The sequence below is a fragment of the Sphingomonas sp. Sphisp66 genome, from assembly GCF_047324325.1.
Lineage (GTDB): Bacteria > Pseudomonadota > Alphaproteobacteria > Sphingomonadales > Sphingomonadaceae > Sphingomonas.
Window position 1 is genome coordinate 3805459 of record NZ_CP168508.1, and the last position, 23617, is coordinate 3829075.

At 68.3% G+C, this 23617-nt stretch carries 23 protein-coding genes; 12 read left to right on the forward strand and 11 right to left on the reverse strand.

The window, feature by feature from the left end; translation table 11 throughout:
* Positions 1 to 35 precede the first annotated feature (35 nt).
* Both ACEN8G_RS17220 and ACEN8G_RS17225 read left to right on the forward strand, forming a co-directional pair.
* Positions 36 to 2147 (forward strand): TonB-dependent receptor, encoded by a 2112-nt coding sequence (locus ACEN8G_RS17220; RefSeq protein WP_413414593.1) that lies wholly within the window; start codon positions 36 to 38, stop codon positions 2145 to 2147.
* A gap of 164 nt (positions 2148 to 2311) precedes the next feature.
* A complete protein-coding gene (locus ACEN8G_RS17225; RefSeq protein ID WP_413414594.1) occupies positions 2312 to 3001 on the forward strand; it encodes a phosphatase PAP2 family protein in 690 nt (229 codons plus the stop codon).
* A gap of 106 nt (positions 3002 to 3107) precedes the next feature.
* Here ACEN8G_RS17225 and galE read toward each other — a convergent pair whose 3' ends face one another.
* Positions 3108 to 4106, reverse strand: coding sequence for a UDP-glucose 4-epimerase GalE (gene galE, locus ACEN8G_RS17230; RefSeq protein ID WP_413414595.1), 999 nt, complete (start codon positions 4104 to 4106; stop codon positions 3108 to 3110).
* 65 nt (positions 4107 to 4171) lie between these two features.
* Between galE and msrA the strand changes: the two genes are divergently transcribed.
* Positions 4172 to 4717, forward strand: a complete 546-nt coding sequence (gene msrA, locus ACEN8G_RS17235) for a peptide-methionine (S)-S-oxide reductase MsrA (protein ID WP_413414596.1) — start codon at positions 4172 to 4174, stop codon at positions 4715 to 4717.
* A 160-nt stretch (positions 4718 to 4877) separates the two neighbouring features.
* Here the strand turns inward: msrA and aqpZ are convergent, their stop codons facing one another.
* Positions 4878 to 5609, reverse strand: coding sequence for an aquaporin Z (aqpZ, locus tag ACEN8G_RS17240; protein ID WP_413419343.1), 732 nt, complete (start codon positions 5607 to 5609; stop codon positions 4878 to 4880).
* Between the two features lie 131 nt (positions 5610 to 5740).
* Between aqpZ and ACEN8G_RS17245 the strand changes: the two genes are divergently transcribed.
* Positions 5741 to 6397: an HAD-IA family hydrolase gene (locus ACEN8G_RS17245; RefSeq protein ID WP_413419345.1), complete on the forward strand. Its 657-nt coding sequence runs from the start codon at positions 5741 to 5743 to the stop codon at positions 6395 to 6397.
* 173 nt (positions 6398 to 6570) lie between these two features.
* On the opposite strand, the gene ACEN8G_RS17250 is transcribed toward ACEN8G_RS17245, so the two are convergent.
* Positions 6571 to 7494 carry an L-threonylcarbamoyladenylate synthase gene (locus ACEN8G_RS17250; protein WP_413740633.1) on the reverse strand — a complete coding sequence of 308 codons (924 nt, stop codon included), beginning with the start codon at positions 7492 to 7494 and terminating at the stop codon, positions 6571 to 6573.
* Positions 7495 to 7576: 82 nt separating this feature from the next.
* On the opposite strand from ACEN8G_RS17250, the gene ACEN8G_RS17255 reads away from it, so the two are divergent.
* The gene (locus ACEN8G_RS17255) at positions 7577 to 9268 is read left to right on the forward strand and encodes an acyl-CoA dehydrogenase (RefSeq protein WP_413418513.1); all 1692 of its coding nucleotides are present in this window, start codon (positions 7577 to 7579) and stop codon (positions 9266 to 9268) included.
* A 79-nt stretch (positions 9269 to 9347) separates the two neighbouring features.
* On the opposite strand, the gene ACEN8G_RS17260 is transcribed toward ACEN8G_RS17255, so the two are convergent.
* Positions 9348 to 9635, reverse strand: coding sequence for a hypothetical protein (locus tag ACEN8G_RS17260; RefSeq protein ID WP_413740634.1), 288 nt, complete (start codon positions 9633 to 9635; stop codon positions 9348 to 9350).
* On the reverse strand, positions 9608 to 10009 hold the full coding sequence (locus tag ACEN8G_RS17265; RefSeq protein WP_413740635.1) for an ArsR/SmtB family transcription factor: 402 nt from the start codon (positions 10007 to 10009) through the stop codon (positions 9608 to 9610). The genes ACEN8G_RS17260 and ACEN8G_RS17265 overlap by 28 nt, the downstream gene beginning before the upstream one ends.
* Positions 10010 to 10107: 98 nt before the next feature.
* Here ACEN8G_RS17265 and ACEN8G_RS17270 point away from each other — a divergent pair, with 98 nt between their 5' ends.
* Both ACEN8G_RS17270 and ACEN8G_RS17275 read left to right on the forward strand, forming a co-directional pair.
* Positions 10108 to 10437, forward strand: coding sequence for an NIPSNAP family protein (locus ACEN8G_RS17270; protein ID WP_413418517.1), 330 nt, complete (start codon positions 10108 to 10110; stop codon positions 10435 to 10437).
* Positions 10434 to 10769 carry an antibiotic biosynthesis monooxygenase family protein gene (locus ACEN8G_RS17275; RefSeq protein WP_413418519.1) on the forward strand — a complete coding sequence of 112 codons (336 nt, stop codon included), beginning with the start codon at positions 10434 to 10436 and terminating at the stop codon, positions 10767 to 10769. The genes ACEN8G_RS17270 and ACEN8G_RS17275 overlap by 4 nt, the downstream gene beginning before the upstream one ends.
* Here ACEN8G_RS17275 and ACEN8G_RS17280 read toward each other — a convergent pair.
* Positions 10760 to 11059, reverse strand: a complete 300-nt coding sequence (locus ACEN8G_RS17280) for a hypothetical protein (RefSeq protein WP_413418521.1) — start codon at positions 11057 to 11059, stop codon at positions 10760 to 10762. The two genes, ACEN8G_RS17275 and ACEN8G_RS17280, sit on opposite strands and share 10 nt — an antisense overlap.
* Before the next feature lie 9 nt (positions 11060 to 11068).
* Positions 11069 to 12091, reverse strand: coding sequence for a glycerophosphodiester phosphodiesterase (locus ACEN8G_RS17285; protein ID WP_413418527.1), 1023 nt, complete (start codon positions 12089 to 12091; stop codon positions 11069 to 11071).
* 130 nt (positions 12092 to 12221) lie between these two features.
* Between ACEN8G_RS17285 and ACEN8G_RS17290 the strand changes: the two genes are divergently transcribed.
* The gene (locus tag ACEN8G_RS17290) at positions 12222 to 13133 is read left to right on the forward strand and encodes an XdhC family protein (protein WP_413418523.1); all 912 of its coding nucleotides are present in this window, start codon (positions 12222 to 12224) and stop codon (positions 13131 to 13133) included.
* The gene (locus tag ACEN8G_RS17295) at positions 13120 to 13764 is read left to right on the forward strand and encodes a nucleotidyltransferase family protein (protein WP_413418525.1); all 645 of its coding nucleotides are present in this window, start codon (positions 13120 to 13122) and stop codon (positions 13762 to 13764) included. The genes ACEN8G_RS17290 and ACEN8G_RS17295 overlap by 14 nt, the downstream gene beginning before the upstream one ends.
* Here the strand turns inward: ACEN8G_RS17295 and ACEN8G_RS17300 are convergent.
* The 4 genes from ACEN8G_RS17300 to ACEN8G_RS17315 form a co-directional block, all read right to left on the reverse strand.
* Complete coding sequence (locus ACEN8G_RS17300; protein ID WP_307117326.1) at positions 13733 to 14941, reverse strand: ABC transporter permease; 1209 nt, start codon at positions 14939 to 14941, stop codon at positions 13733 to 13735. The two genes, ACEN8G_RS17295 and ACEN8G_RS17300, sit on opposite strands and share 32 nt — an antisense overlap.
* A 131-nt stretch (positions 14942 to 15072) precedes the next feature.
* Entirely contained in the window at positions 15073 to 15876 is an 804-nt protein-coding gene (locus ACEN8G_RS17305; RefSeq protein WP_413418271.1) for an ABC transporter ATP-binding protein, read from the reverse strand.
* Positions 15782 to 17215, reverse strand: a complete 1434-nt coding sequence (locus ACEN8G_RS17310) for an efflux RND transporter periplasmic adaptor subunit (protein WP_413418269.1) — start codon at positions 17213 to 17215, stop codon at positions 15782 to 15784. The genes ACEN8G_RS17305 and ACEN8G_RS17310 overlap by 95 nt, the downstream gene beginning before the upstream one ends.
* A complete protein-coding gene (locus ACEN8G_RS17315; RefSeq protein ID WP_413418267.1) occupies positions 17205 to 18680 on the reverse strand; it encodes an efflux transporter outer membrane subunit in 1476 nt (491 codons plus the stop codon). Before ACEN8G_RS17315 ends, ACEN8G_RS17310 begins: the two co-directional genes overlap by 11 nt.
* A 158-nt stretch (positions 18681 to 18838) precedes the next feature.
* Here ACEN8G_RS17315 and acs point away from each other — a divergent pair, with 158 nt between their 5' ends.
* The 3 genes from acs to ACEN8G_RS17330 all read left to right on the forward strand — a co-directional run bounded on the left by acs (position 18839) and on the right by ACEN8G_RS17330 (position 23390).
* A complete protein-coding gene (gene acs, locus ACEN8G_RS17320; RefSeq protein ID WP_413418265.1) occupies positions 18839 to 20782 on the forward strand; it encodes an acetate--CoA ligase in 1944 nt (647 codons plus the stop codon).
* Entirely contained in the window at positions 20779 to 21282 is a 504-nt protein-coding gene (locus ACEN8G_RS17325) for an O-acetyl-ADP-ribose deacetylase (RefSeq protein ID WP_413418263.1), read from the forward strand. The genes acs and ACEN8G_RS17325 overlap by 4 nt, the downstream gene beginning before the upstream one ends.
* 71 nt (positions 21283 to 21353) lie before the next feature.
* Entirely contained in the window at positions 21354 to 23390 is a 2037-nt protein-coding gene (locus ACEN8G_RS17330) for a M13 family metallopeptidase (protein ID WP_413418261.1), read from the forward strand.
* Positions 23391 to 23617: the final 227 nt, after the last annotated feature.

A 23617-nucleotide genomic window follows, 5' to 3' on the forward strand; every position in this document is an offset into this window, starting at 1 on the left:
GCGCAGCAAGTACCTTTGTTCGGGAAGATTCATTGATGTTGCGTTCGCTGCTGCTCGCCTCCGTTGCCCTGCTCGCCCTCCCCGCCCATGCCGAGGAGAAGCCGGCCAGCACCAACGACGCGCCGGCAGCCAGCAGCGAAACCGCGCCGGCAGCCGACCAGGACCATGACCAGCCGGGCGCCCAGATCGTCGTCACCGGCACCCGCGCGCGCAACACCGCCGATGTGCTCGGCGGCACCGCCGTGCTCGCCAAGGACGAGCTGACCCGCGACCTGCGCCCCACCATCGGCGACACGCTGGCCCAGCAGCCGGGCGTCTCCGCCACTTCCTTCGGCCCCAATGCCTCGCGCCCGGTGCTGCGCGGTTTCATCGGCGCCCGCGCCCCGCTGCTCACCGACGGCATCGGCAGCATCGACGTGTCGAACACCTCGGCCGATCACGCACCGATCATCAACCCGCTCACCGCCGACCGCATCGAAGTGCTGCGCGGGCCGACCGCGCTGATCTTCGGCCCCTCGGCGATCGGCGGCGTGGTCAACGTCATCGACAGCCGCATCCCGCGCCACATGCCCGAGGAAGCGGTGCATTTCGACGGCATCGCCAGCTATGGCAGCGCCGCCAATGAGCGTTCGGTCTCGGGTGCCGCGGACGTGCCGTTGACCAGCAAGGTCGTCCTCCACGCCGATGGCAGCTTCTCGCAGACCGGCGACCAGCGCACCGGCGGCTATGTCCTGAGCCGCGAGCTTCGCGCCCAGGCGGCGGCCAGCGCCGATCCCGAGATCCAGGAACTGGCCGACCTCAAGGGCAAGGTGCCCAATACCGCAGGCAAGACCTGGGACGTTGCCGGCGGTGCCGCGATCATCGACGGCACCAACAATCTCGGCTTCTCGGTCAGCCATTTCGACACCTTCTACGGCGTGCCGGTGCGCTACTCGCTCGATCCGGCGATCGAGGCGGAGAATGTCCGCCTCCACGCCCAGCAGACCCGCGTCGACATCCGCGGCGAGGTCAATTTCGGCGACGGCCTGTTCAAGCAGCTCCGTACCCGCTGGGCCGCGGCCGACTACAAGCATAGCGAGATCGAGGAGGACGGCGCCGTCGGCACCACCTTCTACAACCAGGGCTATGAAGGGCGGCTCGAGCTGGTCCAGAGCGCACGCGGCGGCTGGGACGGCCTGATCGGCGGCCAGTTCTCGCTGCGCGACATGCATATCGTCGGCGACGAGAAGTTCCTGCCCAAGAACTCGGCGCAGCAGTTCGGCCTGTTCACCCTCCAGTCGCTCGATCTCGGGGCGTTCAAGGCAGAGGCCTCGGCGCGCTTCGAGCATAACGACCTGAGCGCCCAGGCCGACGCCGATATCGGCAATCCGACGTACAAGCGCAACTTCGACAGCTTCTCCGCCTCGCTAGGCGCCAGCTATGCGATTGCCGACGGCGTGCGCTTCGGCGTCAATGTCTCGCGTGCCGAGCGCGCGCCGACGCCGGAAGAGCTGTTCGCCAACGGCCCGCATGCCGGCACCCAGGCCTATGAGATCGGCAACCCGAACTTCGGCACCGAGAAGAGCTGGGGCGTCGAGGCCACGCTCAAGGGCGGCGGCGATGGCTTCGCCTTCTCGACCGCGGCGTACTACAACTGGTTCACCGGCTATATCTACGACGCGCCGACCGGGGCGACGCGGGACGACCTGCCGGTCTTCCAGTACAATCAGGCCGATGCGCGTTATTACGGCTTCGAGGCCGAGGGTTCGCTGCGCCTGGCGACGGTGAAGGCCTTCACGATCAACGCAACCGCGCTCGCCGACTATGTCCATGCCGAGATCACCGGCACCGGCCCGGCGCCGCGCATCCCGCCGCTGCGCGTCAATGGCGGGCTCGAGGCGACCTCGGACGCCTTCACGATCCGCGGCGAAGTCGAGCATGTCTTCGACCAGACCCGCATCTCGGCCTTCGAGACGCCGACCGACGGCTTCACCTTCGTCAACGCCTCGGTCTCGTGGAAGCCCTGGGGCGCAGGCTCGAACACCAGCCTGCAGCTCTCGGCGAACAACATCTTCGACGTCGAGGCCCGCCGCGCCGCCAGCGTGCTCAAGGACTATGCCCCGCTTCCCGGCCGCGACATCCGCGTGACGGCCCGCATCCAGATCTAGTCCGACGGCTACCCACCCATAATCGTCATCCCCGCGAAGGCGGGGATCCAGAGTCGCAAAAGGGCATTGCTCTGTTACCCTGGATCCCCGCCTTCGCGGGGATGACGGAATTGAGGTTGAGCCGGATATTTGCATCGCGTCCGCCGTTACGCGATCCGATGGCAATGCACCCGCCCGACGAAGCCCCGCCCGCCTCCCGCCGAATCCCCTGGCCGATCCTCGCCGCGGCCGGCTTCGCCCTGTTCCTGCTCGGGCTGATCTGGTTCGGCCATGAACTGGTCGAGGGAGACGGCGCCCGGATCGACCAGGCGATCCTGCTGGCGATGCGCAGCGGCGGTCATCCGATCGGCCCGGCCTGGCTCCCCTCGGCCGTCCGCGACGTGACCGCGCTCGGCAGCACCATCGTGCTGACCTTCCTCGTCGCTGTCACCGCGATCTTCCTCTGGCTCGCCGGGCGGCTGCGCACCGCGCTGCTCCTGATCGCCGCGACCGCGCTCGGTTCGCTCACCGTCGAGACGATCAAGGCACTGGTCAGCCGCTCGCGCCCCGATCTCGCCGGCCGGCTGATGGAAGAGACCTCCAAGAGCTTCCCGAGCGGCCATGCCGCGCTCAGCGCAATCGTCTACCTGACCCTCGCCACCCTGCTCTTCCCGGTGCTGCCGGACCGCCGCATCCGCGCCTTCGTACTGATCGTCGCGCTGACGCTCACCCTCTCCGTGGGTGTCAGCCGTGTCTATCTCGGCGTCCACTGGCCGAGCGACGTCGTCGCCGGCTGGGCGTTCGGCGGAGTCTGGGCGATGCTCTGGTGGCGGATCGAGCTGGCGATGCTCGGCCGTGCCCGGCCCGCATCCTAGGCAAGTCCCTCAGGTTGTTGGAAATATAGGGCAATCCCCACGCAAGGATGTTGCGCGGGACTGCCTCAAATCGCTTCTTGGCGTGTACTTCGTGTACTTTGGCGGATCAGCCCTGACGCTCGGCGAGCTTGCGCTCCCAGGCCAGCGCGTCCTTGACGATGCCTTCGAGATCGTCGTGCTTCGGCCGCCAGGGCAGTGCCGCGAGGATCGCGCTGTTGTCGGCGACCAGCGCATCGGGATCGCCCGCACGGCGCCCCTCCAGCCTGCGCTCGATCGTCAGGTTGGTCACCCGATCGACCGCGTCGAGCACCTGTAGCACCGAGAAGCCGCGGCCATAGCCGGCGTTCATCGTGTGGTTCTCGGTCGGCTTCGCAATGAGCAGGTCGAGCGCGTCGACATGCGCCGCGGCAAGATCGCTGACATGGATATAGTCGCGCACGCCGGTGCCGTCGGGCGTGTCGAAATCGGTGCCGAACACCGAGACATGGCCGCGCTTGCCCGTCGCCGCCTCGGCCGCGATCTTGATCAGGTGCGTCGCGCCCGCGGTCGACTGGCCCGAGCGGCCCTGCGGATCGGCGCCGGCAACGTTGAAATAGCGTAGTGCCGCATAGTTGATCGGATGCGCGGCGGCGACGTCCTTGAGCATGATCTCGGTCATCAGCTTGGACATGCCGTACGGGTTGATCGGCTGCTTCGGGCTGTCCTCGCGCACCGGCACGACTTCGGGGATGCCATAGGTCGCGGCGGTCGAGGAGAAGATGAAGTGCTTCACGCCTTCGGCCACCGCGCTCTCGATCAGCGAACGGCTCGCGGCGGTGTTGTTGCGGTAATATTTGAGCGGGTCACTCACGCTCTCCGGCACCACCACCGATCCGGCGAAGTGCATGATCGCGATCACGCCATGTTCGCGGATCGCGGCGCTGACCTTGTCGTCATCGGCGATGTTGGCGACCACCAATTTGGCGCGCGGATCGACGGCCCAGTCGAAGCCGGTGACGAGGTTGTCGACCACCACGACCTGCCAGCCCGCATCGAGCAGCGCCAGCACCGCATGGCTGCCGATATAGCCCGCCCCGCCCGTAACCAGCACCGTGCCTTCGCGCATACCAAACTCCGCATTGTTCTTGGCGCGTCCAATCCTATCTTTGCGCCGATAGCAAGGAGTTCGCGATGAGCATTGAAACCGCTACGCTGGCCGGAGGGTGCTTCTGGTGCACCGAGGCCGTGTTCAACGATGTGATCGGCGTCCAGTCGGTCGAAAGCGGCTATATCGGGGGGACCAAGGACAACCCGACCTACAAGGAAGTCTGCTCGGGCGAGACCGGGCACGCGGAAGCGATCCGGGTGAGCTTCGACACCGACCAGATCTCGTACGGCGAGATCCTCGACATCTTCCTGGCGACGCACGATCCGACCCAGCTCAACCGGCAGGGCAACGATATCGGCACCCAGTATCGCTCGGCGATCTTCCCGCATTCGGCCGAGCAGGAGCGCGAGGCGCTCGACGCGATCGAGCGCGCCCGTCCCGACTGGCCCGAGCCGATCGTCACCGCGATCGAGCCGCTGGGCGAATGGTGGTCGGCCGAGGACTACCACCAGGAATATTGGCAGGGCGACGGCCAGCGTAACCCATACTGCCTGGCGGTGATCCCGCCCAAGCTGCGCAAGCTCCGCAAGAGCTTCGCCGCGCGCAGCAAGGAAGGGGCTGCGGCCTGACCTGACTTAGATCCTCCCTCGCGAAGCGGGGGAGGGGGACCAGCCACAGGCTGGTGGAGGGGGGCTGACCGCGAGCGACATCGCTCGTTGCTCCGCCCCCTCCACCACCGCCTTCGGCGGCGGTCCCCCTCCCCCGGCTTCGCCGAGGGAGGAATGACGTTCACTCTGCCGGCAGCGCCTCGCCTTCGATCGGCGGGCGCTTGCCCGCCTCGGCGCCGAGCGCCTTGTAGACGAAGCCGCCGAGCAGCCCGCCGGCGATCGGCGCGATCCAGAACCAGAGCAGCTGCTGCAGCGCGATGCCGCCTTCGAGCAGCGCCGGCCCGGTCGAGCGCGCCGGATTGACCGAAGTGTTGGTCACCGGGATCGAGATCAGGTGGATCAGCGTAAGCGCCAGTCCGATCGCGATCGGCGCGAAGCCTGCGGGTGCGCGGCTGTCGGTCGAGCCCATGATCACCATCAGGAACATGAAGGTCAGCACGACCTCGATCACCATGCCCGCCTCGAACGAGAAATGGCCGGGCGAATGTTCGCCGAAGCCGTTGGAGGCGAGACCGCCGGCATAGCCCGGCGCACCGCTGGCGACGTACCAGAGCAGGCCCGCCGCGATCACCGCGCCGATCACCTGGGCGATGACATAGAGCGGGATGTCCCTGGCGGGAAAGCGCCCGCCGGCCCATAGCCCGAAGGTCACCGCCGGGTTGAGATGGCAGCCCGAGATATGGCCGATCGAATAGGCCATGGTCAGCACGGTGAGGCCAAAGGCGAGGCTGACGCCCGCCAGCCCGATGCCGACATCCGGGAACGCCGCGGCCAGCACCGCGCTGCCGCATCCGCCGAAGACGAGCCAGAAAGTGCCGATCAGTTCGGCAAGCCCGCGTTGCACATTGCTCATGTGTTGCCCTCCTGCTGTGTCCGGCCTCTCCCCAACCCCCAGACCTGCGCAGATTTGTAGGTCTTGAAGGAGTGGGAAGTAAAGCGGCGCGCGGGTTGCGGCGGCGGCGCTGCTGTGGTGTGGGGACCTCGATGAGTCTCCCCACCCGCAGCTTCGCCGCCTTCCTGTTCGACATGGACGGCACGCTCGTGAACTCGATGGCGGTGGTCGACCGCGTGTGGCGGGCCTGGGCGGCGCGGCACGGGATCGAGACCGATCCGCTGATGGCAGCGCTGCACGGGGTCCGCGCGATCGAGACGATCCGCCGCTTCGCGCCGGCCGGCGTCGATGCCGAGGCGGAGACCGAAGCGCTCACCCAGGCGGAGATCGACGACACCGAGGGGCTGGCCGAGATCCGGGGCGCGGCTGCGTTCCTCTCGCGGATTCCCGCGGGACGCTGGGCGCTGGTCACCTCGGCGCCGCGGGCGCTGGCGCTGCGCCGGCTCGAAGCGGCCGGCATTCCCCTGCCCGAGATCGTCATCACCGCCGAGGATGTCGCGCACGGCAAGCCCGCGCCTGATTGCTTCCTGCTGGGTGCCGAACGGCTTGGTGTCGATATCGCCGATTGCCTCGTCTGGGAGGACAGCCCCGCCGGCCTCGCCGCAGCGGATGCCTCGGGCGCCACGGCGGTTATGATCACCGAGACGCATCACGAGACAATGGACACGCCGCACCCGGCGCGGGCGGACTATGGCGATCTCGATGTCGAGACCGACGCGAACGGCTGGCTGCGGCTCGTCGCGCGCTAGAACGCCTCGGTTCCAACATCGGGTGCGGCGGCGGCTCGCCAAAGTCCACGAAGTTCACGCCGGAAGCGGGTTTTCGCCGAGCCCAGATCGACCCGGTTCCCGGTACTGCCGCGCATCCCGCAATATTCTTGCGTGTGCGTGATCCTATTTTTCCAACAGCGTGAAAGAGCGGCCTAGAAGGCTGCGCGGCGCAGGCGGTCGTTGATCGCCAAGCCGATGCCGGTGGCGGGGATCGGGGCGACCGCGATGGCGGGCGCGGTGCTGGCATCGGCGCGGTGGAGCGCGTCGAACAGGTTGGCGGCGGCTTCGGTGAGGTCGCCGGTGGCGGAGAGGGTTTCGGTGCCTGGGACCGGGCCGAAGCCAATGAGGTACTCGCCTTCCTGCGCTTCGGTCGCATTGAGGCGTACCGGTTTCGAGGGCGCGTAGTGGCTGTCGAGCTGGCCCGGTGCGGTGATGCCGTCTTCTTTCCCCGGCGAAGGCCGGGGCCCAGCCTCAGACTCCAAGTCTGGGCCCCGGCCTTCGCCGGGGAAAAGTTCTTCCGCGCTCAGCGGGCCGGGGCGCAGGATCCGGTCGCCCATCACGATCGTCGACTCGACGCCAGCAGGCGTGGCGCCGTCGTCGATCACCAGCGGGATGCGCCCGGCCAGGCTCTTCGCGACATGCTCGGCGCGAGTGGGACTGATCGAGCCGCTGGCATTGGCTGAGGGCGCGGCGAGCGGCTTGCCCGAGGCTTCGAGCAGCGCCTGCATTGCGCGGTGGCGCGGGACCCGGAGCGCGATCGTGTCGAGCCCGGCGGTGACCAAGGATGCGATGCCGGCATCGCGGCGCACCGGCAGCACCAGGGTGAGCGGCCCCGGCCAGAAGCGCGTCGCCAGATCCCGGGCGCGGTCGTCGAACAGCGCGATCCGCTCGGCGGCGGCGAGATCGGGGACATGGACGATCAGCGGGTTGAAGCTCGGCCGCCCCTTGGCGGCATAGATGCCCGACACCGCTCGCGACTCGGTGGCGTCGGCGGCGAGGCCATAGACCGTCTCGGTCGGCACCGCGACGCATTCGCCCGCGCGAATCAGCGCCGCGGCCTCGGCGATCGCGGCCATGCCGTAGGGTAAGACTCTCGGATTTGTCGGGCTCACTTTGGGCGAGCTATACGGCGCGAAACCAGACCACAAGAGAGGCCCTATGTTCACCCCCGCCACCGCCGATCAGCGCTTCGTGCTCGAGACCATCGTCCGCCTGGACGAGATCAGCGCGGAAGCCGCCGAAATGACCGATGCGGTGCTGGAGGGCGCCGGCCAGTTCGCCTCCGGCGAATGGGCACCGCTGGAGCGCGAAGGCGACACCAACGGGCCGAAGTGGACGCCCGAGGGCGTGAAGATGCCGGCGGGATTCGCCGAGGCTTACCAGGCCTATGTCGAGGGCGGCTGGGGCACGATCGGCTCGCCGGCCGAGCATGGCGGCCAGGGGCTGCCGGTCAGCCTGTCGATCGCGGTGCTGGAGACGCTCGGCACCGCGAACATGGGCTTTGCGCTCGCCCCGATCCTGACGGTCGGCGCGGTCGAGGCGCTGATGCATCACGGCACGCCCGAGCAGCAGGCGCTCTACCTGCCGCACCTGTCGACCGGTGCCTGGACCGGCACGATGAACCTGACCGAGCCGCAGGCGGGCTCGGATGTCGGCGCGCTCAAGACCCGCGCCGAGCCGGTCGGCGACGGCACCTTCCGGATCAAGGGCACCAAGATCTTCATCAGCTTCGGCGATCACGACATGGCCGAGAACATCGTCCATCTCGTCCTCGCCCGCACGCCGGGCGCGCCGGCGGGGACCAAGGGCATCTCGCTGTTCCTGGTCCCGAAGTACCGGTTGAACGCCGACGGCACGCCGGGCGACTTCAACGACGTCCGCACCGTTTCGATCGAGCACAAGATGGGGCTGCACGCCTCGCCGACCTGCGTGCTGAGCTTCGGCGATAACGACGATTGCATCGGCGAGCTGGTCGGCCCCGAGCTGGGCGGCATCCGCGCCATGTTCACGATGATGAACAATGCGCGGCTGAATGTCGGGCTGCAGGGCGTGCAGGTCGCCGAGCGCGCCACCCAGCGCGCGGTCGCCTATGCCCGGGAGCGCGTGCAGGGCACTCGCGGCGGGGCGCAGGTGGCGATCGTCGAGCATCCCGATGTCCGCCGCATGCTGCTGCGGATGAAGGCGCAGACCCAGGCGGCGCGCGCGCTGGTCTATTATGCGTTCGGCCAGCTCGACCGCGCGCGCGCCGGCGATGCCGAGGCGGAGAAGCGGGTCGAGCTGCTGACCCCGCTCGCCAAGGCGCATGGCACCGATCTCGGCAACGAAGTCGCCAGCCTCGGCATCCAGGTCCATGGCGGCATGGGCTATATCGAGGAGACCGGCGCGGCCCAGCATTTCCGCGACGCGCGGATCACCCCGATCTATGAGGGCACCAACGGCATCCAGGCGGCGGATCTGGTCGGGCGCAAGCTTAGCATGGACAATGGCGGCACGCTGCTCGGCCTGATCGGGCAGATGCGCGAGGACGCCGAGGATACCGAGCTGGTCAATCTGATCGACGCCTGCGAGGAAGTCGCGCGCAACCTGCTGTCGAGCGAAATGGATGACCGGCTGGCGGCGAGCTATCCGTTCCTGACCATGCTCTCGACCGCGGTGTGCGGCTGGCTGATGGAAGCGAGCGGTCGTGCGGCAGCGCGCAGCGAGGGCGATCCGGCGTTCCTGAAGATGAAGCAGGCGGCTTCGCGCTTCTATGTCGCGCAGATCGTGCCCGAGGCCTTGGGCCTGATGCCCGCCGCGATGGCCAGGGCGGAAATGCTCTACGCGATCGATGCCGAGGGCTTCGCCGCGTAGAGCTTCCCCCTTTAGAGCCTGGGTACATAGCCCAAGCCGGCGGATGCCTCGCGGTCAGATGGCGCCGAAATGGCTGTAGTTACAGCGAGATACCGAACCAGCGCGACAGGGCGGCCTCGCCGGCGCGGGTGACTTCGAGCGCGCGGCTGCCCTCGCGGGGCCGCACCCAGCTCTGTGCGACGAAATGCCGGTAGAGCGCGGTGGCGGGGGCGCCGGCGAGGTGCGGGCGGCGCTCGCTCCAGTCGAGACAGGCGCGGCAGGGCGCGAGCGCCGCGCCGGCGATGCCGAGATCGGCGAGCAGGGCGATGCCGGCACCGGTCAGCGCCGCACCGTCATGGCCTAGCACCAGCTGGCCGCGCTCGGCCATGCGCCCGGCGATCGCCACGGCAAGCTGGCCGGCGAGATGGTCGTAGCAGGTCCGCGCGCGACGCGGGGGCCGGTGAGCGGGAGCGGCCGGCGCGACAGCTCCTCGGCGACGCCCATCACGCTCTCGACCATCTGCGCCACGGCGGGCGAGGCGAGGCGGAAATAGCGGTGGCGGCCCTGCGGCGTCGGCACGATCATCCCGGCTTCGGCCAGCCGGGCGAGATGGCCGCTGGCGGTCTGCGGCGTGGCGCCGGCGAAGCGCGCCAGCTCGCCCGCGGTGAGCGCACGCCCGTCCATCAGCGCGAACAGCATGTTGGCGCGGGCAGGATCGCCCATCAGCGCGGCGGTCTCGGCAAAGGCGGAAATGCGCTGCATCGCATGCATCATGCCCGTCCGGCGCGGTCGATGCTACGGTGCCGGCCGAAGCATCGCGCCGCGCCCCGGTGGCAGAGGCAGGCCAAGGAGGAATTCCGATGCTGACCTGCTTCATCCGCTACGAGATCGAGCCCTTCGGGGCGGAGGCCTTCGCCGAATATGCCCGCAACTGGGGCCAGGCGATCCCACGCTGCGGCGCCGAGCTGATCGGCTATTTCGGCCCCGCCGAGGGCTCCGCCACCACTGCTTACGGCGTGTACAACATCGACTCGCTGGCCGCCTATGAGGCCTATCGTGCCCGGCTGCGCGACGATCCCGCCGGCCGTGCCAATTATGATTTCGCCGCGCGGGAGAAGTTCATCCGCCGCGAGGACCGGATCTTCCTGCGCTGCGTCTCCGCGCCCCATGCGCCGCCGGTTCGGCCATGATCGCCGTGCTGTTCGAGGCCTGGCCCGAACTTGGCCGCAGCGACCGCTATCTCGACATCGCCGCCGCGCTCCGCCCCGAGCTGGACGCGATCGACGGGTTCCTGGGGATCGAGCGGTTCGAGAGCCTGGCCGAGCCGGGCAAGCTGCTCTCGCTATCCTGGTGGCGCGACGAGGCGGCGATCGCGGCGTGGCGCGGCTTCGGCCCGCACCGCCTGGCGCAGGCCGAAGGACGCGCGGACATCTTCCGCGACTATCGGCTCAGGATCGCGACCGTGGTGCGCGACTATGGGAAGAACGACCGGGCGCAGGCGCCCGGACGCGATCAGTTGTAGCGATTGCCGCCCGGATCGGCGCGGAAGCCATTGTCCGGACCGCCATTGCAGCGCTCGTCCCCGGGATGCTTCTTGCAGAGCTTGCGCAGCTCCTTGCCCTCGCGCTCTTCCTTCTCGCGCATCTTGCGGCCGTAGTTGCGGTCGCTCTCGTCCTGGCTGGTCGTCGTCCAGTCGACCACCTTGCCGCCGGCTTTCACCGGCAGGGTGGCAACATCGACCACAGTCTTGGCGATGCAGCCGCCGCTGAGCAGCGGCAGCGCCACGACGATCGGAAGCAGAAACTTGCGCATAGAAAGACCTTATCCCCCGGCGTGCGCGTGCGACGCTGCAGCAGCATCCCGCGCCTCGACACCGATATAGGGGAAATCGGTGAAGAAACCGTCCACGCCAAGCCCGATGAAATACAGCATCTCGTCCTTCAGGCGACCATGGTCGGCCGGATTTGCGCCGGACCGGTAGCTGGGCAGGAGGAAGAAGTTCTCCGCCCGAAACGTCCAGGGGTGCAGCTTGAGCCCGGCGGCATGCGCGTCGGCGATCAGCGTGGTGGCGGGGCCGGCGGCCGGCTGGATCATCGTCCGCTCGGGACCGATCCCGTACGCATAGGCCGCGACCGCCTTCAGCCCCTCGGGCGTGATCATCGCCTTGTAGCTCGGCTGGGCATTGTCCGCCGGGCCGCCCGCGCCGGCCATCAGCTGGATAAGCCGGACCTTGGTCATCGCCTTGAGCTTCTTGAGGTTGTTCACCTCGAACGACTGGATGAACACCGGCGCGTCGGCACGGTCCCAGCCCGCCGCCTTGAGCTTGTCGACCAGCCGCTGCTCGAGCGGCAGACCGATCGAGGCGAAATAGCTGGGGTGCTTGGTCTCGGGATAGATGCCGATCGTGCGGCCGGTCTGCTTCGACGCCTGCTTGGCCAGCGCGATGATCTCGTCGAGCGTCGGGACCTCGGCCTGACCGTCATACTTCGTGTTGTCCGGGCGAAGCTTGGGCAGGCGTTCCCTGGCGCGCAGCGTCTTCAGCTCGGCGAGGGTGAAGTCCTCGGTGAACCAGCCGGTCATCGTCTCGCCGTCGATCGTCTTGGTCGCCTTGCGGTCGGCGAATTCGGGATGGTCGGCGACGTTGGTCGTCTCGGTGATGTTGTTCTCGTGCCGGGCGACGAGGACGCCGTCCCTGGTCGGCACCAGATCGGGCTCGATGAAGTCGGCGCCCTGCTCGATGGCACGCTGGTAGGAGAGCAGCGTATGCTCGGGGCGTTCGCCCGAAGCACCGCGGTGCGCGATCACGATTACCCGGTTCTTCATGGCGTCGGTGTTCCCATGCATGGCATGACCTTGCCCCAGAGCGACGCCCGGCGCCATCAGCATCAACGCGGCAATCAGCGATCTCGTCACGAAACTCTCCACTCGTTACGGGGTTGGGCCTAGGCTGCGGATATGACGGTTGCGAGGCGATATGGCGGATAATGACAGCGTGCTCGCGGCGTCCCGCGCCTGGAAGGGCGAAAGGCTGGCGCTGGCCACCGTCGTCTCGACCTGGGGATCGGCGCCGCGGCCGCGGGGCAGCCACATGCTGGTGCACGAAGACGGGCGGTTCGAGGGATCGGTCTCCGGCGGCTGCGTCGAGACCGACATCCTGCAGGTCGCCGCCGAAGTGATCGCCGGGGCGCCGGCGATGGTGAAGCGCTACGGCGTCGCGGACGCAGCGGCCTGGGAAGTCGGACTGCCCTGTGGCGGCGAGATCTCCGTGCTGGTCCAGCCGGTTTCCGACCGGGGCTTTCCGCCCGCGCTGTTCGAGGCGATCGATGCGGCGCAGGCGCGAGGCGAGGCCTTCGATGTCGGGACCGACCTCGCCACCGGTGTGTCCGCGCAAGGTTCCGGGGAGTTCCTCAACCGCTACGACCCGCCCCGCCGGTTGCTGATCATCGGCGCGGTGCAGATCGCCCAGACGCTTGCCGGCCTGGCGCGCGAGCTGGGCATACTAACCTATGTTATAGACCCGCGCGGGAGATTTTTGACCGCCGAGCGTTTCCCCGGGGTGATGCTAGACGACCGTTGGCCAGACGAGGCCGTGACCGCCCTGCAGCCCGATCCCGCCACCGCCGTGGTGACGCTGAGCCATGATCCCAAGATCGACGATGCCGCGCTGCTTGCCGCGCTGCGCTTCCCGACCGGCTATGTCGCGGCGCTGGGATCGCGCCGGAGCCATGCCGCGCGGCTCGAACGCCTGGCCGCCGCCGGCATCGCGCCTGCCGACCTGACCCGCATCGAGGGGCCCGCCGGGCTCGCCATCGGCGCGATCGGCCCCGCCGAGATCGCCCTTTCCATCGCCGCAGCCATGGTGAAGAAATTCCATGCTCAAGCCTGACCAGACCGCCCTGATCCTGCTCGCCGCCGGCCGTTCGCGCCGCTTCAACGACGGCGACAAGCTCGCCGAGCCGTTCCTCGACAAGCCGCTCGCCTATCATGTCGTCACCGCGCTGGAGCGCATCCCCTTCGCCGCGCGGATCGCGGTGGTCTCGGGGACCGAGCTCGACTTCGCCGCGCTCGGCTATGACGTGGTCGAGAACCCCGATCCGTCGCTCGGCCAGGCACGCTCGCTCTGCTTCGGCGTGGAGCGCGCCCGGGAATTGGGCGTGGAGGCGGTGCTGGTCGCGCTGGCCGACATGCCGCGCGTCACCGCCGCGCACATCCACCGCATGTTCGACGCTGCCGACGGGCCGGCGACGATCGTCGCCTCGTCCGACGGGGTGCGCCCGATGCCGCCGGCGCTGTTCGGCAGCGACATGTTCGACGAGCTGCTCAGGCTCGAGGGCGACCAGGGCGCGCGCGACCTGATCCGGCGCGGCCACCACGTCATCGCGCCGCCCGCCGAGCTGGTCGATGTCGACACGCAGGACGACCTGCGCGCGCTGCGCGAGCTCTACGGCCTGCGCACCGACGGGCTGCCCGAGCGCCCGCCGGCGCTCATTCGTGACGAAGCGCGTCAATCGGATTGAGGCTCGCCGCGCGCCGCGCCGGGAAATAGCCGAACACCACGCCGATGATCGCCGAGATCGCGAAGGCGATGACGTTGATCTGCACGTCGAACAGGAAGGGCAGCGAGCCCAGCCACGACATCAGCGCGACCGCCATCTGCGCCAGCAGCAGCCCGATCAGCCCGCCGAGCATCGACAGCACCACTGCCTCGACCAGGAACTGCATCAGCACCTCGCTGGCCACCGCGCCGATCGCCAGGCGGATGCCGATCTCGCGCGTGCGCTCGGTCACCGACACCAGCATGATGTTCATGATCCCGATGCCGCCGACGACCAGGCTGATCCCCGCCACCGCCGCGACGATCTGGGTGAGCAGCGTGGTGGTGCCGGTCAGCGTCTGGCTGATCTGGGCGGTGTCGAAGATGTTGAAGTCATCCTGCTTGCCGCCGCTGATGTTGCGCCGCTCGCGCAGCAGATCGGTGATCGAGGACTGGATCTGGGCACTGTTATAGGCAGGATCGGTGCCGACCAGCATCAGCCGGATATCGGTGCTGCCGGTGAAGCGACGCTGCACCTGCTTGATCGGCATGATCACGACATCGTCCTGGTCGCCGCCGAATCCGGCCTGGCCCTTGGTCTTGAGCACGCCGATCACGTCGCAGGAAATGCCGTTCACGCGGATGCGCGAGCCCGCCGCGCTGCCGCCGCGGAACAGGTTGGTCTGGATCGTGGTGCCGATGATGCACACGGCCTTGCCCGCCTGCTCCTCCGCCCGGGTCCAGTACCGCCCCTCGATCAGCGGCCAGGGCGAGACTTCGAAATAGCCGTTGGTGGTGCCGTTTACCGTCGTCGACCAGTTGGCGCCGTTGTAGATCACCGTCGCGGTGGTCTGCGCCTGGGGCGCGACCGCCGTGACGCCGGCGACCTGATCGCGGATCGCAGTGACGTCGGCCGGCTTGAAATCGGGCGGACGCGGGCCGCCGCCGCCGCGGCCGAAGCCCTGGCCCGGACGGATCTGGAGGATGTTGGTGCCGAGCGCGGAGATCTGCTGCTGCACCGCCGCCGTGGTCGCCTTGCCCAGCGTCACCATGGTGACCACTGCGGCGACGCCGATGATGATGCCGAGCGCGGTGAGGATCGAGCGCAGCTTGTGCCGCAGGATCGAGCGGATCGCGAGGATGAAGGTGGTGCCGAACATAGCTTAAAGCCCCTCCCCTTCAGGGGAGGGGTTTGGGGTGGGGGCTGTCCGCGGGCCACGGTCTCGGTGAGACACATGCCCCCCCCCAACCCCTCCCCTGAAGGGGAGGGGCTTATGGATGCGCGAAACGCTCATTCCACCCTCTCCCCCTGGTGGTGCCCGGTCTCGATCCGCTCGACCAGCCCGTCCTTGAAGTGGATGATGGTGCGCGCGAAGGCGGCCATGTCGGGTTCGTGGGTGACCATCAGCACGGTGATGCCGCTGTTCTTGTTGAGATCGGTGAGCAGCTCCATGATCTCCACCGAGCGTTCCGAATCGAGATTGCCGGTCGGCTCGTCGGCGAGCAGCACGTCGGGATTGGTGACGATCGCCCGGGCGATGGCGACGCGCTGCTGCTGGCCGCCCGACAGCTCGGCCGGGGTATGGTCCCACCAATCCTTCAGCCCGACCTTGTCGAGCGCGGCCATCGCCGCCTCGCGCCGCTGCGCCTTGGGATCGCCGCGATAGAGCAAGGGCAGCTCGACATTCTCCAGCGCCGAGGTGCGCGCGAGCAGGTTGAAGCCCTGGAAGACGAAGCCGAGATATTTCCGCCGGAGCAGCGCGCGCTGGTCGCGCTCGAGCTTCTCGACATGCACGCCCTTGAACAGGAACTCGCCCGAGGTCGGCACGTCGAGACAGCCGAGGATGTTCATCGTCGTCGACTTGCCCGAGCCCGACGGGCCCATCACGGCGATGAAGTCGCCCGCCGCGATCTCCAGGTCGACGCCCTTCAGCGCCTGGAACGCGGTAGGGCCTTCGCCGAAGGTCTTGATGATCCGCCGGAGCTGGATCAGCGGCGCATCACTGTCCGCCACGCTGGCCTCCGGCGCCCGATCCGCCCTGGCCGCCGCCCTGACGGCGCTGTCCGCCGGAGCGGCGCGTAGCCGAAGCGCCATTGGCGAGCTGGCCGGTGATCACCTTGTCGCCGGCCTTCAGGTTGCCGCCGGTGATCTCGGTGACGGTGCCGTCGGTGCTGCCGGTGGTCACGTCCACCGCCTTGGGCTGGCCATCGGCGCCGAGAATATAGACGGTCCGCTGCCCGCCCTGCTCGCCGCCGGTCGCGGTCTTCTGCTGGCCGCTATTGCCGCCGCGCCGCGGGCGGCTGGGAACCAGCGCACCGGCGATGCCGCCACTCGAGCCGCCGCTGCCGGCGCCCTGACCCGGCGCCGCCGGCGTGAAGCGCAGCGCCGCATTGGGCACCAGCAGCACATTCTGGCGTGCCATGGTCACGATGTCGGCCGTCGCGGTCATGCCCGGGCGCAGCTGCTCGTTCGCATTGGAGACCGAGAGATCGGCGGCGTAGGAAACCACCTGGTTCGCGGTCGTGCTGGTGCTGGTGGACGAGGAGGAGCTGGCGTCCTGCACCGACAGGTTGGAGCCGACCTCCACTCGCGTGATCTTGGCCGGGAAGGTCTTGCCCGGGAAGGCATCCACGGTGAAGCTCGCGTCCTGGCCCTGGCGGACCTGGCCGACATCGGCTTCGTCGATCGCGACTTCCAGCTTCATCTGCGACAGGTCCTGCGCGATCACGAACAGGGTCGGCGTGTTGAACGAGGCGGCGACCGTCTGGCCCGGATCGACCTGGCGGGCGAGGATCACGCCGGTGACGGGCGAGCGGATGATCGCCCGCGTCCGCTGGGTCTGCGCCGAGGAAAGCTGGGCGCGCGCCGAGGTCACATTCGCCTTCGCCGCATTGAGATTGGCGAGCGCGCGATTGCGGTCGCCGATCGCAGTGTCCATCTCGGTCTTGGCCGGCACCTTGCCGCCCGACAGCCGGCTGACTTCCTGATAGCGGGCCAGCGTGGCGTTGCTCTGCTGCACCGTCGCCTGCGCCTGGCCGACCGCGGCGATGTTCGCCGCCAGCGTCGCCTCGGCCTGCTTGACCTGGTCGTCGAACTGCGACGGATCGATCAGGGCGAGCGGCTGTCCGGCGGTGACGCGGTCGTTCACGTCCGCCAACACCTTGATGACTTGGCCCGAGAGCTGCGAGCCGACGGTGACCTGGTTGGTCGGCGCCAGCTTGCCGGTGGCCGAAACCGTGACGGTCAGATTGCCGCGCGCGACATCGTCGGTCGCGTATTTCACTTCTTCCTTACCGCCCAGGAAGTGCCAGAGCAGCAACACCACGAGCAGCGCGCCGATCGCGATCAGGCCCCATTTGAGCCAGCGGCGCCACCACGGACGCGGCGGCGTGCCGAGAAAGGCGTCGAGATTCTGGTTGGGATCAGTTGCCATTGGCGGTGCTGCCTGTCGTGGGTGCGGTCGGGGTCTTGCTCGCGTCCCAGCCGCCGCCCAGCGCCTGGTAGAGCTGGATCAGCGCGGTCGCTTCGTCCGAACGGGCGGAAAGGAGCCCGTTGCGCGCGGAGATGAGCGAGGCCTCGGCCGTGTTGAGCGTGGTGAAATCGGTGAGGCCGGTGCGATATTGCATGCGCGCCAGGATCGCCTGGTTGTTCGACGCATCGAGCGCCACGCCGAATTCCTGCTGCCGGCGCTTGGCGGTCTGCAGCGCGACGATGGCGTTCTCGATATCCTCGAGGCTGGTCAGCACCGCCGACTTATAGGCGAGGAAGGCGCCGTCCGCCGCGGCCTCGGCCGAGCGGACCTGGCTGGCGCGGCGGCCGCCGTCGAAGAGCGTCTGGGCGATGTTGGCGAACAGCCGCCCGGTGATCGTGTCTAGGATCGAGGTGAGCGCGCTGCTGCCCGAATCGATGCTGCCGCCGATCGACAGCGACGGATAGAGCTGGGCAGTGGCAACGCCGATATTGGCGCTGGCGGCGGCGAGGTTGCGCTCCGCGGCGCGCACGTCGGGCCGCTGGCGCAGCGCGTCGGCGGGGATACCGGCCGCGACGTCCGCCGGCCCCTTGGGGATCGGCCTGACCGCTTCCATCTCGGCCTTGAGCGCGCCGGGCGCCTGGCCGGTGAGCACGCCGAGGCGCGACACTGCGCTGTTGTAGCTCGCCTCCAGCGTCGGGATCGAGGCGGCGATCTGCGCCCGGCTCGCACGCGCCTGCTCCTGGTCGACCGACGAGACGAGGCCGGCCTGCACCCGCCAGCCGGCGATCTGGAGATTGTCGTCGGAGATGGCGAGATTGCCGCGCGCATTGGCGATCTGGGCCTGCGCCACCCGGGCGAGCACATAGTTGCGCGCCGTCTCGGCCTCGACCGAGATCAGCACCGTCGCATAGTCGAACCCGCTCGCTTCATAGGAGGCGCGCGCGCCCTCCACGCCGCGGCGCACGCCACCGAACAGGTCGACCTGGTAGTTGGCATCGAGGCCGAGCGAGAAGCTGGTGTTGCCGCCCTGCGAGAAGCTGGTCACCGTGCCGTCGGGCAGGGTCGTGGTGCTGGTGCCGCCGCGCAGCGGCTCGCTGTGCGACACGCCGCCCGAGGCGCTGAGGCTGGGGAACAGGTCGGCGCGCTGCTGGACCAGCGCCTCGCGCGCCTGGCGCAGCCGCACCACTGCCTGGGCGACGTCGAGGTTCGCCGCCTGGGCGCGCTGCACCAGGCTGCCGAGCATCGGATCGTCGAAGCGGGTCCACCACTGGCTGAGATCCTCCTGCGCCTTCTGCCCGGTGGGGACCGACCAGGCATCGGGCACGCCCAGCTCGGAAGCGGCGCGCGGATGATAGTCCGGGCCCACAGCGCAGGCGGAGAGCGACAGGGCGAGCAGCAGGCTCAGGGTCAATGGACGATTGGCCATGGGGTCCTAGATGTTTCCGAAGCCGTTTCGGTTCCAGAAGAATATTGTCGCAATATGTCGCGGTCCATGCCGGATCGTGCGCCGAAAGCCATTCTGCGCTTGGCGTGGCGGCTTCGCTTGGGCAGAGAGGCGCCAAATCAGAGCGAGGAGCCGCAACGATGAGCGATACCGTCAGCGTACACCCCGTGCCCGAGAACTGGGCGCGCACCGCTCGGGTGGATGCTGCGGGCTATGAGAAGCTCTACGGCATGAGCCTGGCCGATCCGGGCAGCTTCTGGCTGGAGCAGGCGCGCCGGCTCGACTGGATCAAGCGCCCGGAGATCGCCGGCGACTGGTCGTTCGACGAGAGCGACTTCCGGATCAACTGGTTCGCCGACGGCAAGCTCAACGTCGCGGCCAATTGCATCGACCGGCATCTGGCCAGGCGCGGCGACAGCGTCGCGATCATCTGGGAGCCCGATGCGCCGGAGGAAGAGCCGAAGCGCATCACCTATCGCCAGCTCCATGCCGAGGTCTGCCGCTTCGCCAATGTGCTGAAGGCGCAGGGCGTCAAGAAGGGCGACCGCGTCACCATCTACATGCCGATGATCCCCGAGGCGGCGTTCGCATTGCTCGCCTGCGCCCGGATCGGCGCGATCCATTCGGTGGTGTTCGGCGGCTTCTCGCCGGAAGCGCTGGCGGGCCGGATCACCGATTGCGATTCCACCGTGGTGATCACCGCCGACGAAGGCCGGCGCGGCGGCAAGAAGGTGCCGCTCAAGACCAATGTCGATGCGGCCGCAGCGCACACCCGCTGCCTCGAAAAGGTAATCGTGGTGAAGGCCACCGGCGGCGACATCCCGATGCAGGAGGGCCGCGACCTCTGGTATCACGAGGCTGCCGCGGAAGTACCCGCCGAATGCCCCGCCGAGCCGATGGGTGCCGAGGATCCGCTGTTCATCCTCTATACCTCGGGATCGACCGGCAAGCCCAAGGGCGTGCTCCACTCCTCGGGCGGCTATCTGCTCTGGGCAAGCCTGACCCACGAACTGGTGTTCGATTACCGGCCCGGCCAGATCTACTGGTGCGCGGCGGATATCGGCTGGGTCACGGGCCATAGCTATATCGTCTACGGCCCACTCGCGAACGGCGGTACCACCCTGATGTATGAGGGCGTGCCCAACTGGCCCGACGCCAGCCGCATCTGGCAGGTGGTGGACCGCCACAAGGTCGAGATCCTCTACACTGCCCCGACCGCGCTGCGCGCGCTGATGCGCGAAGGCGACGACTATGTCAGCCGCACCTCGCGCCAGTCGCTGCGGCTGCTCGGATCGGTCGGCGAGCCGATCAATCCCGAGGCGTGGCGCTGGTATTACGACGTGGTCGGCGAGGGGCGCTGCCCGATCGTCGATACCTGGTGGCAGACCGAGACCGGCGGGCAGATGATCACCCCGCTGCCGGGCGCCACCGCGCTCAAGCCGGGCTCGGCGACCAAGCCCTTCCCCGGCGTCGATCCGCAGGTGGTCGATGCCGACGGCAAGGTGCTGCACGGCGCGACCGAGGGCAACCTGGTCATCGCGCGCAGCTGGCCGGGGCAGATGCGCACCGTCTGGGGCGATCATGAGCGCTTCTTCCAGACCTATTTCACTACCTATCGCGGCAAGTATTTCACCGGCGACGGCTGCCGCCGCGACGAGGACGGCTATTACTGGATCACCGGCCGCGTCGACGACGTGATCAACGTCTCGGGCCACCGCATGGGCACCGCCGAGGTCGAGAGCGCGCTGGTGCTCCACCCCAAGGTCGCCGAGGCCGCGGTGGTCGGCATGCCGCACGACATCAAGGGCCAGGGCATCTATGCCTATGTCACCCTCAACGCGAACTGCCAGGCCGACGACGCGCTGCGCGCCGAGCTGATCAAATGGGTCCGCACCGAGATCGGCCCGATCGCGACGCCCGACGCGCTCCAGTTCGCACCGGGCCTGCCCAAGACCCGTTCGGGCAAGATCATGCGCCGCATCCTGCGCAAGATCGCCGAGGGCGACGTCTCGTCGCTGGGCGACACCTCGACGCTCGCCGACCCGAGCGTGGTCGACAACCTGGTGAAGAACCGGGTGGGATGAGCGGGGATCGCATCCGGATCGTCGAGGGGGACATCACCACCCTCGCCGTGGATGCGATCGTCAACGCCGCCAACTCGTCGCTGCTCGGCGGCGGCGGGGTGGACGGTGCGATCCACCGCGCCGCCGGGCCCGAGCTGCTCGACGAATGCCGCACGCTCGGTGGCTGCGCGACGGGCGACGCCAAGCTGACCAGGGGCTACCGCCTGCTCGCCGGGCACGTCATCCACACCGTCGGCCCGGTGTGGCAGGGCGGCGGCAAGGGCGAGCCGGAGCTGCTCGCCAGCTGCTATCGCCGCTGCTTCGAGATCGCCCGGGCCAACGGCTTCCGCACCCTCGCCTTCCCGGCGATCAGCTGTGGCGTCTATGGCTATCCGGTCGAGGCCGCGACCAGGATCGCGGTGGCCGAGGCCCGCAAGGCGCTGGCCGAAGACCCCGAGCTGGAGGTGATCTTCGCCACTTTCGGCGCCGCGGTCACCGCCGCCTACAGACACGAACTGTAACGCGAATCCCGTTGCGGGCGTTACTACCCGGCGATACACTCGGCTAATACAGTTGTTTCGGGGGTACACAGATGAACATTCGCAACATGGTGCGTCTCGCCGCGGGCGTGGCGCTGGTCGCCGTTTCGCCGGCAATCGCACAGACCGCCAAGCCCGCGCCGCGCTATGGCAGCTTCGGCGTCGACCTGAACGCGCAGAAGCCCAGCGTGAAGCCGGGCGACGACTTCTGGAGCTTCGCGAACGGCGGCTGGAACGACCGCACCGAGATCGCCGCCGACCGCTCTTCGGCCGGCTTCGGCACCCAGCTCTCGATCGAGGCCGAGGCGAATGTCCGCGCGATCCTCGACGACATGGCGAAGAACCCGGCCGCATACGGCGCCGGCGGCAAGCAGGTCGGCGACTTCTATGCCAGCTGGATGGACGAAGCGGCGATCGAGAAGGCCGGCACCGCGCCGCTCAAGCCCTATCTCGCCACGATCGACGGCGTGAAGGACCTGAACGCGCTGCAGGTGCTGTTCGCCACCACCGGCTATGCCTCGCCGGTCGAGCTGGGCATCATCCCCGACCTCGCCGATCCGACCCACTATACCGCAGTGACCGGCCAGGGCGGCCTGGGCATGCCGCGCGACTATTACCTGCTGGAAGGCGCCAAGTATGACGCGTTCCGCACCGCCTATCGCGCCTATGTCCAGAAGATCCAGGAGCTGGCCGGCATCCCGAACGCCGCCGCCAAGGCCGATGCGATCGTCGCGGTCGAGACCGCGATGGCCAAGGTCCAGTGGTCGCCGGCCGAGAGCCGCGACATCGCCAAGCTCAACGACCCGCAGACGCTGGCGGGCCTGAAGGCCAAGGCGCCCGACTTCAACTGGGCGCTGATGCTCAAGACGGCCGGGCTGGAGAGCTCGCCGACGGTGCTGATGACCCAGAACACCGCCGTCACCGCGATCGGCAAGGTGATGACCGCGACGCCACTGCAGACCTGGAAGGACTATCTCGCCTATCGCTTCGTCAGCGATCATGCGCAGTTCCTGCCCAAGGCCTTCGACGACACCCGCTTCGGCTTCTATTCGCAGACCCTGTCGGGCGTGAAGGTGCAGCGCGAGCGCTGGAAGCGCGGCATCCAGCTGGTCAACGGCGCGCTCGGCGAAGCGGTCGGCGCGATCTATGTCGCCAAGTACTTCCCGCCGGCGGCCGAGAAGCAGATGGCCGAGCTGATCGAGAACCTGCGCGGCGCCTACAAGGACCGCATCACCGCCTCGAGCTGGATGGACGACGCCACCAAGCAGAAGGCCCTGGCCAAGCTTGCCGCCTTCGAGCCGCGCATCGGCCACCCGGACAAGTATATCGACTATTCGTCGTTCAAGGTCGCCCGCGGCGATCTGCTCGGCAATGCGATGCGCTCGGGCGAGTTCCAGCACCAGCTCGAACTGTCGCGCTTCGGCAAGCCGGTCGACCGCACTTTGTGGGACATGACCCCGCAGACGGTGAACGCATACTACAACCCGCTGTCGAACCAGATCACCTTCCCGGCCGCGATCCTGCAGCCGCCCTTCTTCGATCCAAATGCCGATCCGGCGGTGAACTATGGCGCGATCGGCGCGATCATCGGCCATGAGATGGGCCACGGCTTCGACGACCAGGGCAGCCAGTTCGGCCCGACCGGCAAGTTCGAGAACTGGTGGACCGACAGCGCCAAGAAGGCGTTCGGCGAGCGCACCGCGGCGCTGGTCGCCCAGTATGACGGCTATGAGGCCGTGCCCGGCACCAAGGTGCAGGGCAAGCTGACGCTCGGCGAGAATATCGGCGATCTCGGCGGCGTCGAGGCAGCCTATGGCGCGTTCCAGAAGTACCAGGCCGAGCATGGCAAGGCCCCGGTGATCGGCGGGCTGACCGGCGACCAGCGCTTCTTTCTGTCCTATGCCCAGGCCTGGCAGACCAAGCTGCGCGAGGACACCGCCCGCCAGTACGCCCTGATCGATCCGCACTCGCCGGCCAAGTTCCGCGTCAACGGCATCGTCCGCAATGTCGACGCCTGGTACAAGGCGTTCAACATCCAGCCGGGCGACGCGCTCTACCTCGCGCCCGAGCAGCGCGTGCACATCTGGTAAGCCTTTCCGGCTTGTCACACGAAGCGGCCCGGCAGCGATGCCGGGCCGTTTTCGTTTCCAACATGGCGGTGGGCAGCGACTCGCCAAAGTTCACAAAGTTCGCACCCAGGAGCGGGTTTCTGCCGGGCGTATTTTCCCTAGTTTCTCGAAAACGCGCCGCATCGCGCAACAAGATTGCGCACGCGTGATCCTATTCTTCCAACCATTGGAAAGAGCGGCCGGGTGAT

Bases quoted from the DNA above. Each gene is read 5' to 3' on its own strand.
- galE (WP_413414595.1), bottom strand. From the start codon at position 4,106: ATGCGCGAAGGCACGGTGCTGGTTACGGGCGGGGCGGGCTATATCGGC.
- ACEN8G_RS17255 (WP_413418513.1), top strand. From the start codon at position 7,577: ATGTTCACCCCCGCCACCGCCGATCAGCGCTTCGTGCTCGAGACCATC.
- ACEN8G_RS17285 (WP_413418527.1), bottom strand. From the start codon at position 12,091: ATGCATGGGAACACCGACGCCATGAAGAACCGGGTAATCGTGATCGCG.
- ACEN8G_RS17295 (WP_413418525.1), top strand. From the start codon at position 13,120: ATGCTCAAGCCTGACCAGACCGCCCTGATCCTGCTCGCCGCCGGCCGT.
- ACEN8G_RS17330 (WP_413418261.1), top strand. From the start codon at position 21,354: ATGAACATTCGCAACATGGTGCGTCTCGCCGCGGGCGTGGCGCTGGTC.
- ACEN8G_RS17300 (WP_307117326.1), bottom strand. From the start codon at position 14,941: ATGTTCGGCACCACCTTCATCCTCGCGATCCGCTCGATCCTGCGGCAC.
- ACEN8G_RS17290 (WP_413418523.1), top strand. From the start codon at position 12,222: ATGGCGGATAATGACAGCGTGCTCGCGGCGTCCCGCGCCTGGAAGGGC.
- ACEN8G_RS17245 (WP_413419345.1), top strand. From the start codon at position 5,741: ATGAGTCTCCCCACCCGCAGCTTCGCCGCCTTCCTGTTCGACATGGAC.
- ACEN8G_RS17265 (WP_413740635.1), bottom strand. From the start codon at position 10,009: ATGCAGCGCATTTCCGCCTTTGCCGAGACCGCCGCGCTGATGGGCGAT.
- ACEN8G_RS17260 (WP_413740634.1), bottom strand. From the start codon at position 9,635: ATGGCCGAGCGCGGCCAGCTGGTGCTAGGCCATGACGGTGCGGCGCTG.
- ACEN8G_RS17315 (WP_413418267.1), bottom strand. From the start codon at position 18,680: ATGGCCAATCGTCCATTGACCCTGAGCCTGCTGCTCGCCCTGTCGCTC.
- ACEN8G_RS17310 (WP_413418269.1), bottom strand. From the start codon at position 17,215: ATGGCAACTGATCCCAACCAGAATCTCGACGCCTTTCTCGGCACGCCG.
- msrA (WP_413414596.1), top strand. From the start codon at position 4,172: ATGAGCATTGAAACCGCTACGCTGGCCGGAGGGTGCTTCTGGTGCACC.
- ACEN8G_RS17275 (WP_413418519.1), top strand. From the start codon at position 10,434: ATGATCGCCGTGCTGTTCGAGGCCTGGCCCGAACTTGGCCGCAGCGAC.
- ACEN8G_RS17325 (WP_413418263.1), top strand. From the start codon at position 20,779: ATGAGCGGGGATCGCATCCGGATCGTCGAGGGGGACATCACCACCCTC.
- aqpZ (WP_413419343.1), bottom strand. From the start codon at position 5,609: ATGAGCAATGTGCAACGCGGGCTTGCCGAACTGATCGGCACTTTCTGG.
- ACEN8G_RS17220 (WP_413414593.1), top strand. From the start codon at position 36: ATGTTGCGTTCGCTGCTGCTCGCCTCCGTTGCCCTGCTCGCCCTCCCC.
- acs (WP_413418265.1), top strand. From the start codon at position 18,839: ATGAGCGATACCGTCAGCGTACACCCCGTGCCCGAGAACTGGGCGCGC.
- ACEN8G_RS17270 (WP_413418517.1), top strand. From the start codon at position 10,108: ATGCTGACCTGCTTCATCCGCTACGAGATCGAGCCCTTCGGGGCGGAG.
- ACEN8G_RS17305 (WP_413418271.1), bottom strand. From the start codon at position 15,876: ATGGCGCTTCGGCTACGCGCCGCTCCGGCGGACAGCGCCGTCAGGGCG.
- ACEN8G_RS17280 (WP_413418521.1), bottom strand. From the start codon at position 11,059: ATGCGCAAGTTTCTGCTTCCGATCGTCGTGGCGCTGCCGCTGCTCAGC.
- ACEN8G_RS17225 (WP_413414594.1), top strand. From the start codon at position 2,312: ATGCACCCGCCCGACGAAGCCCCGCCCGCCTCCCGCCGAATCCCCTGG.
- ACEN8G_RS17250 (WP_413740633.1), bottom strand. From the start codon at position 7,494: ATGGCCGCGATCGCCGAGGCCGCGGCGCTGATTCGCGCGGGCGAATGC.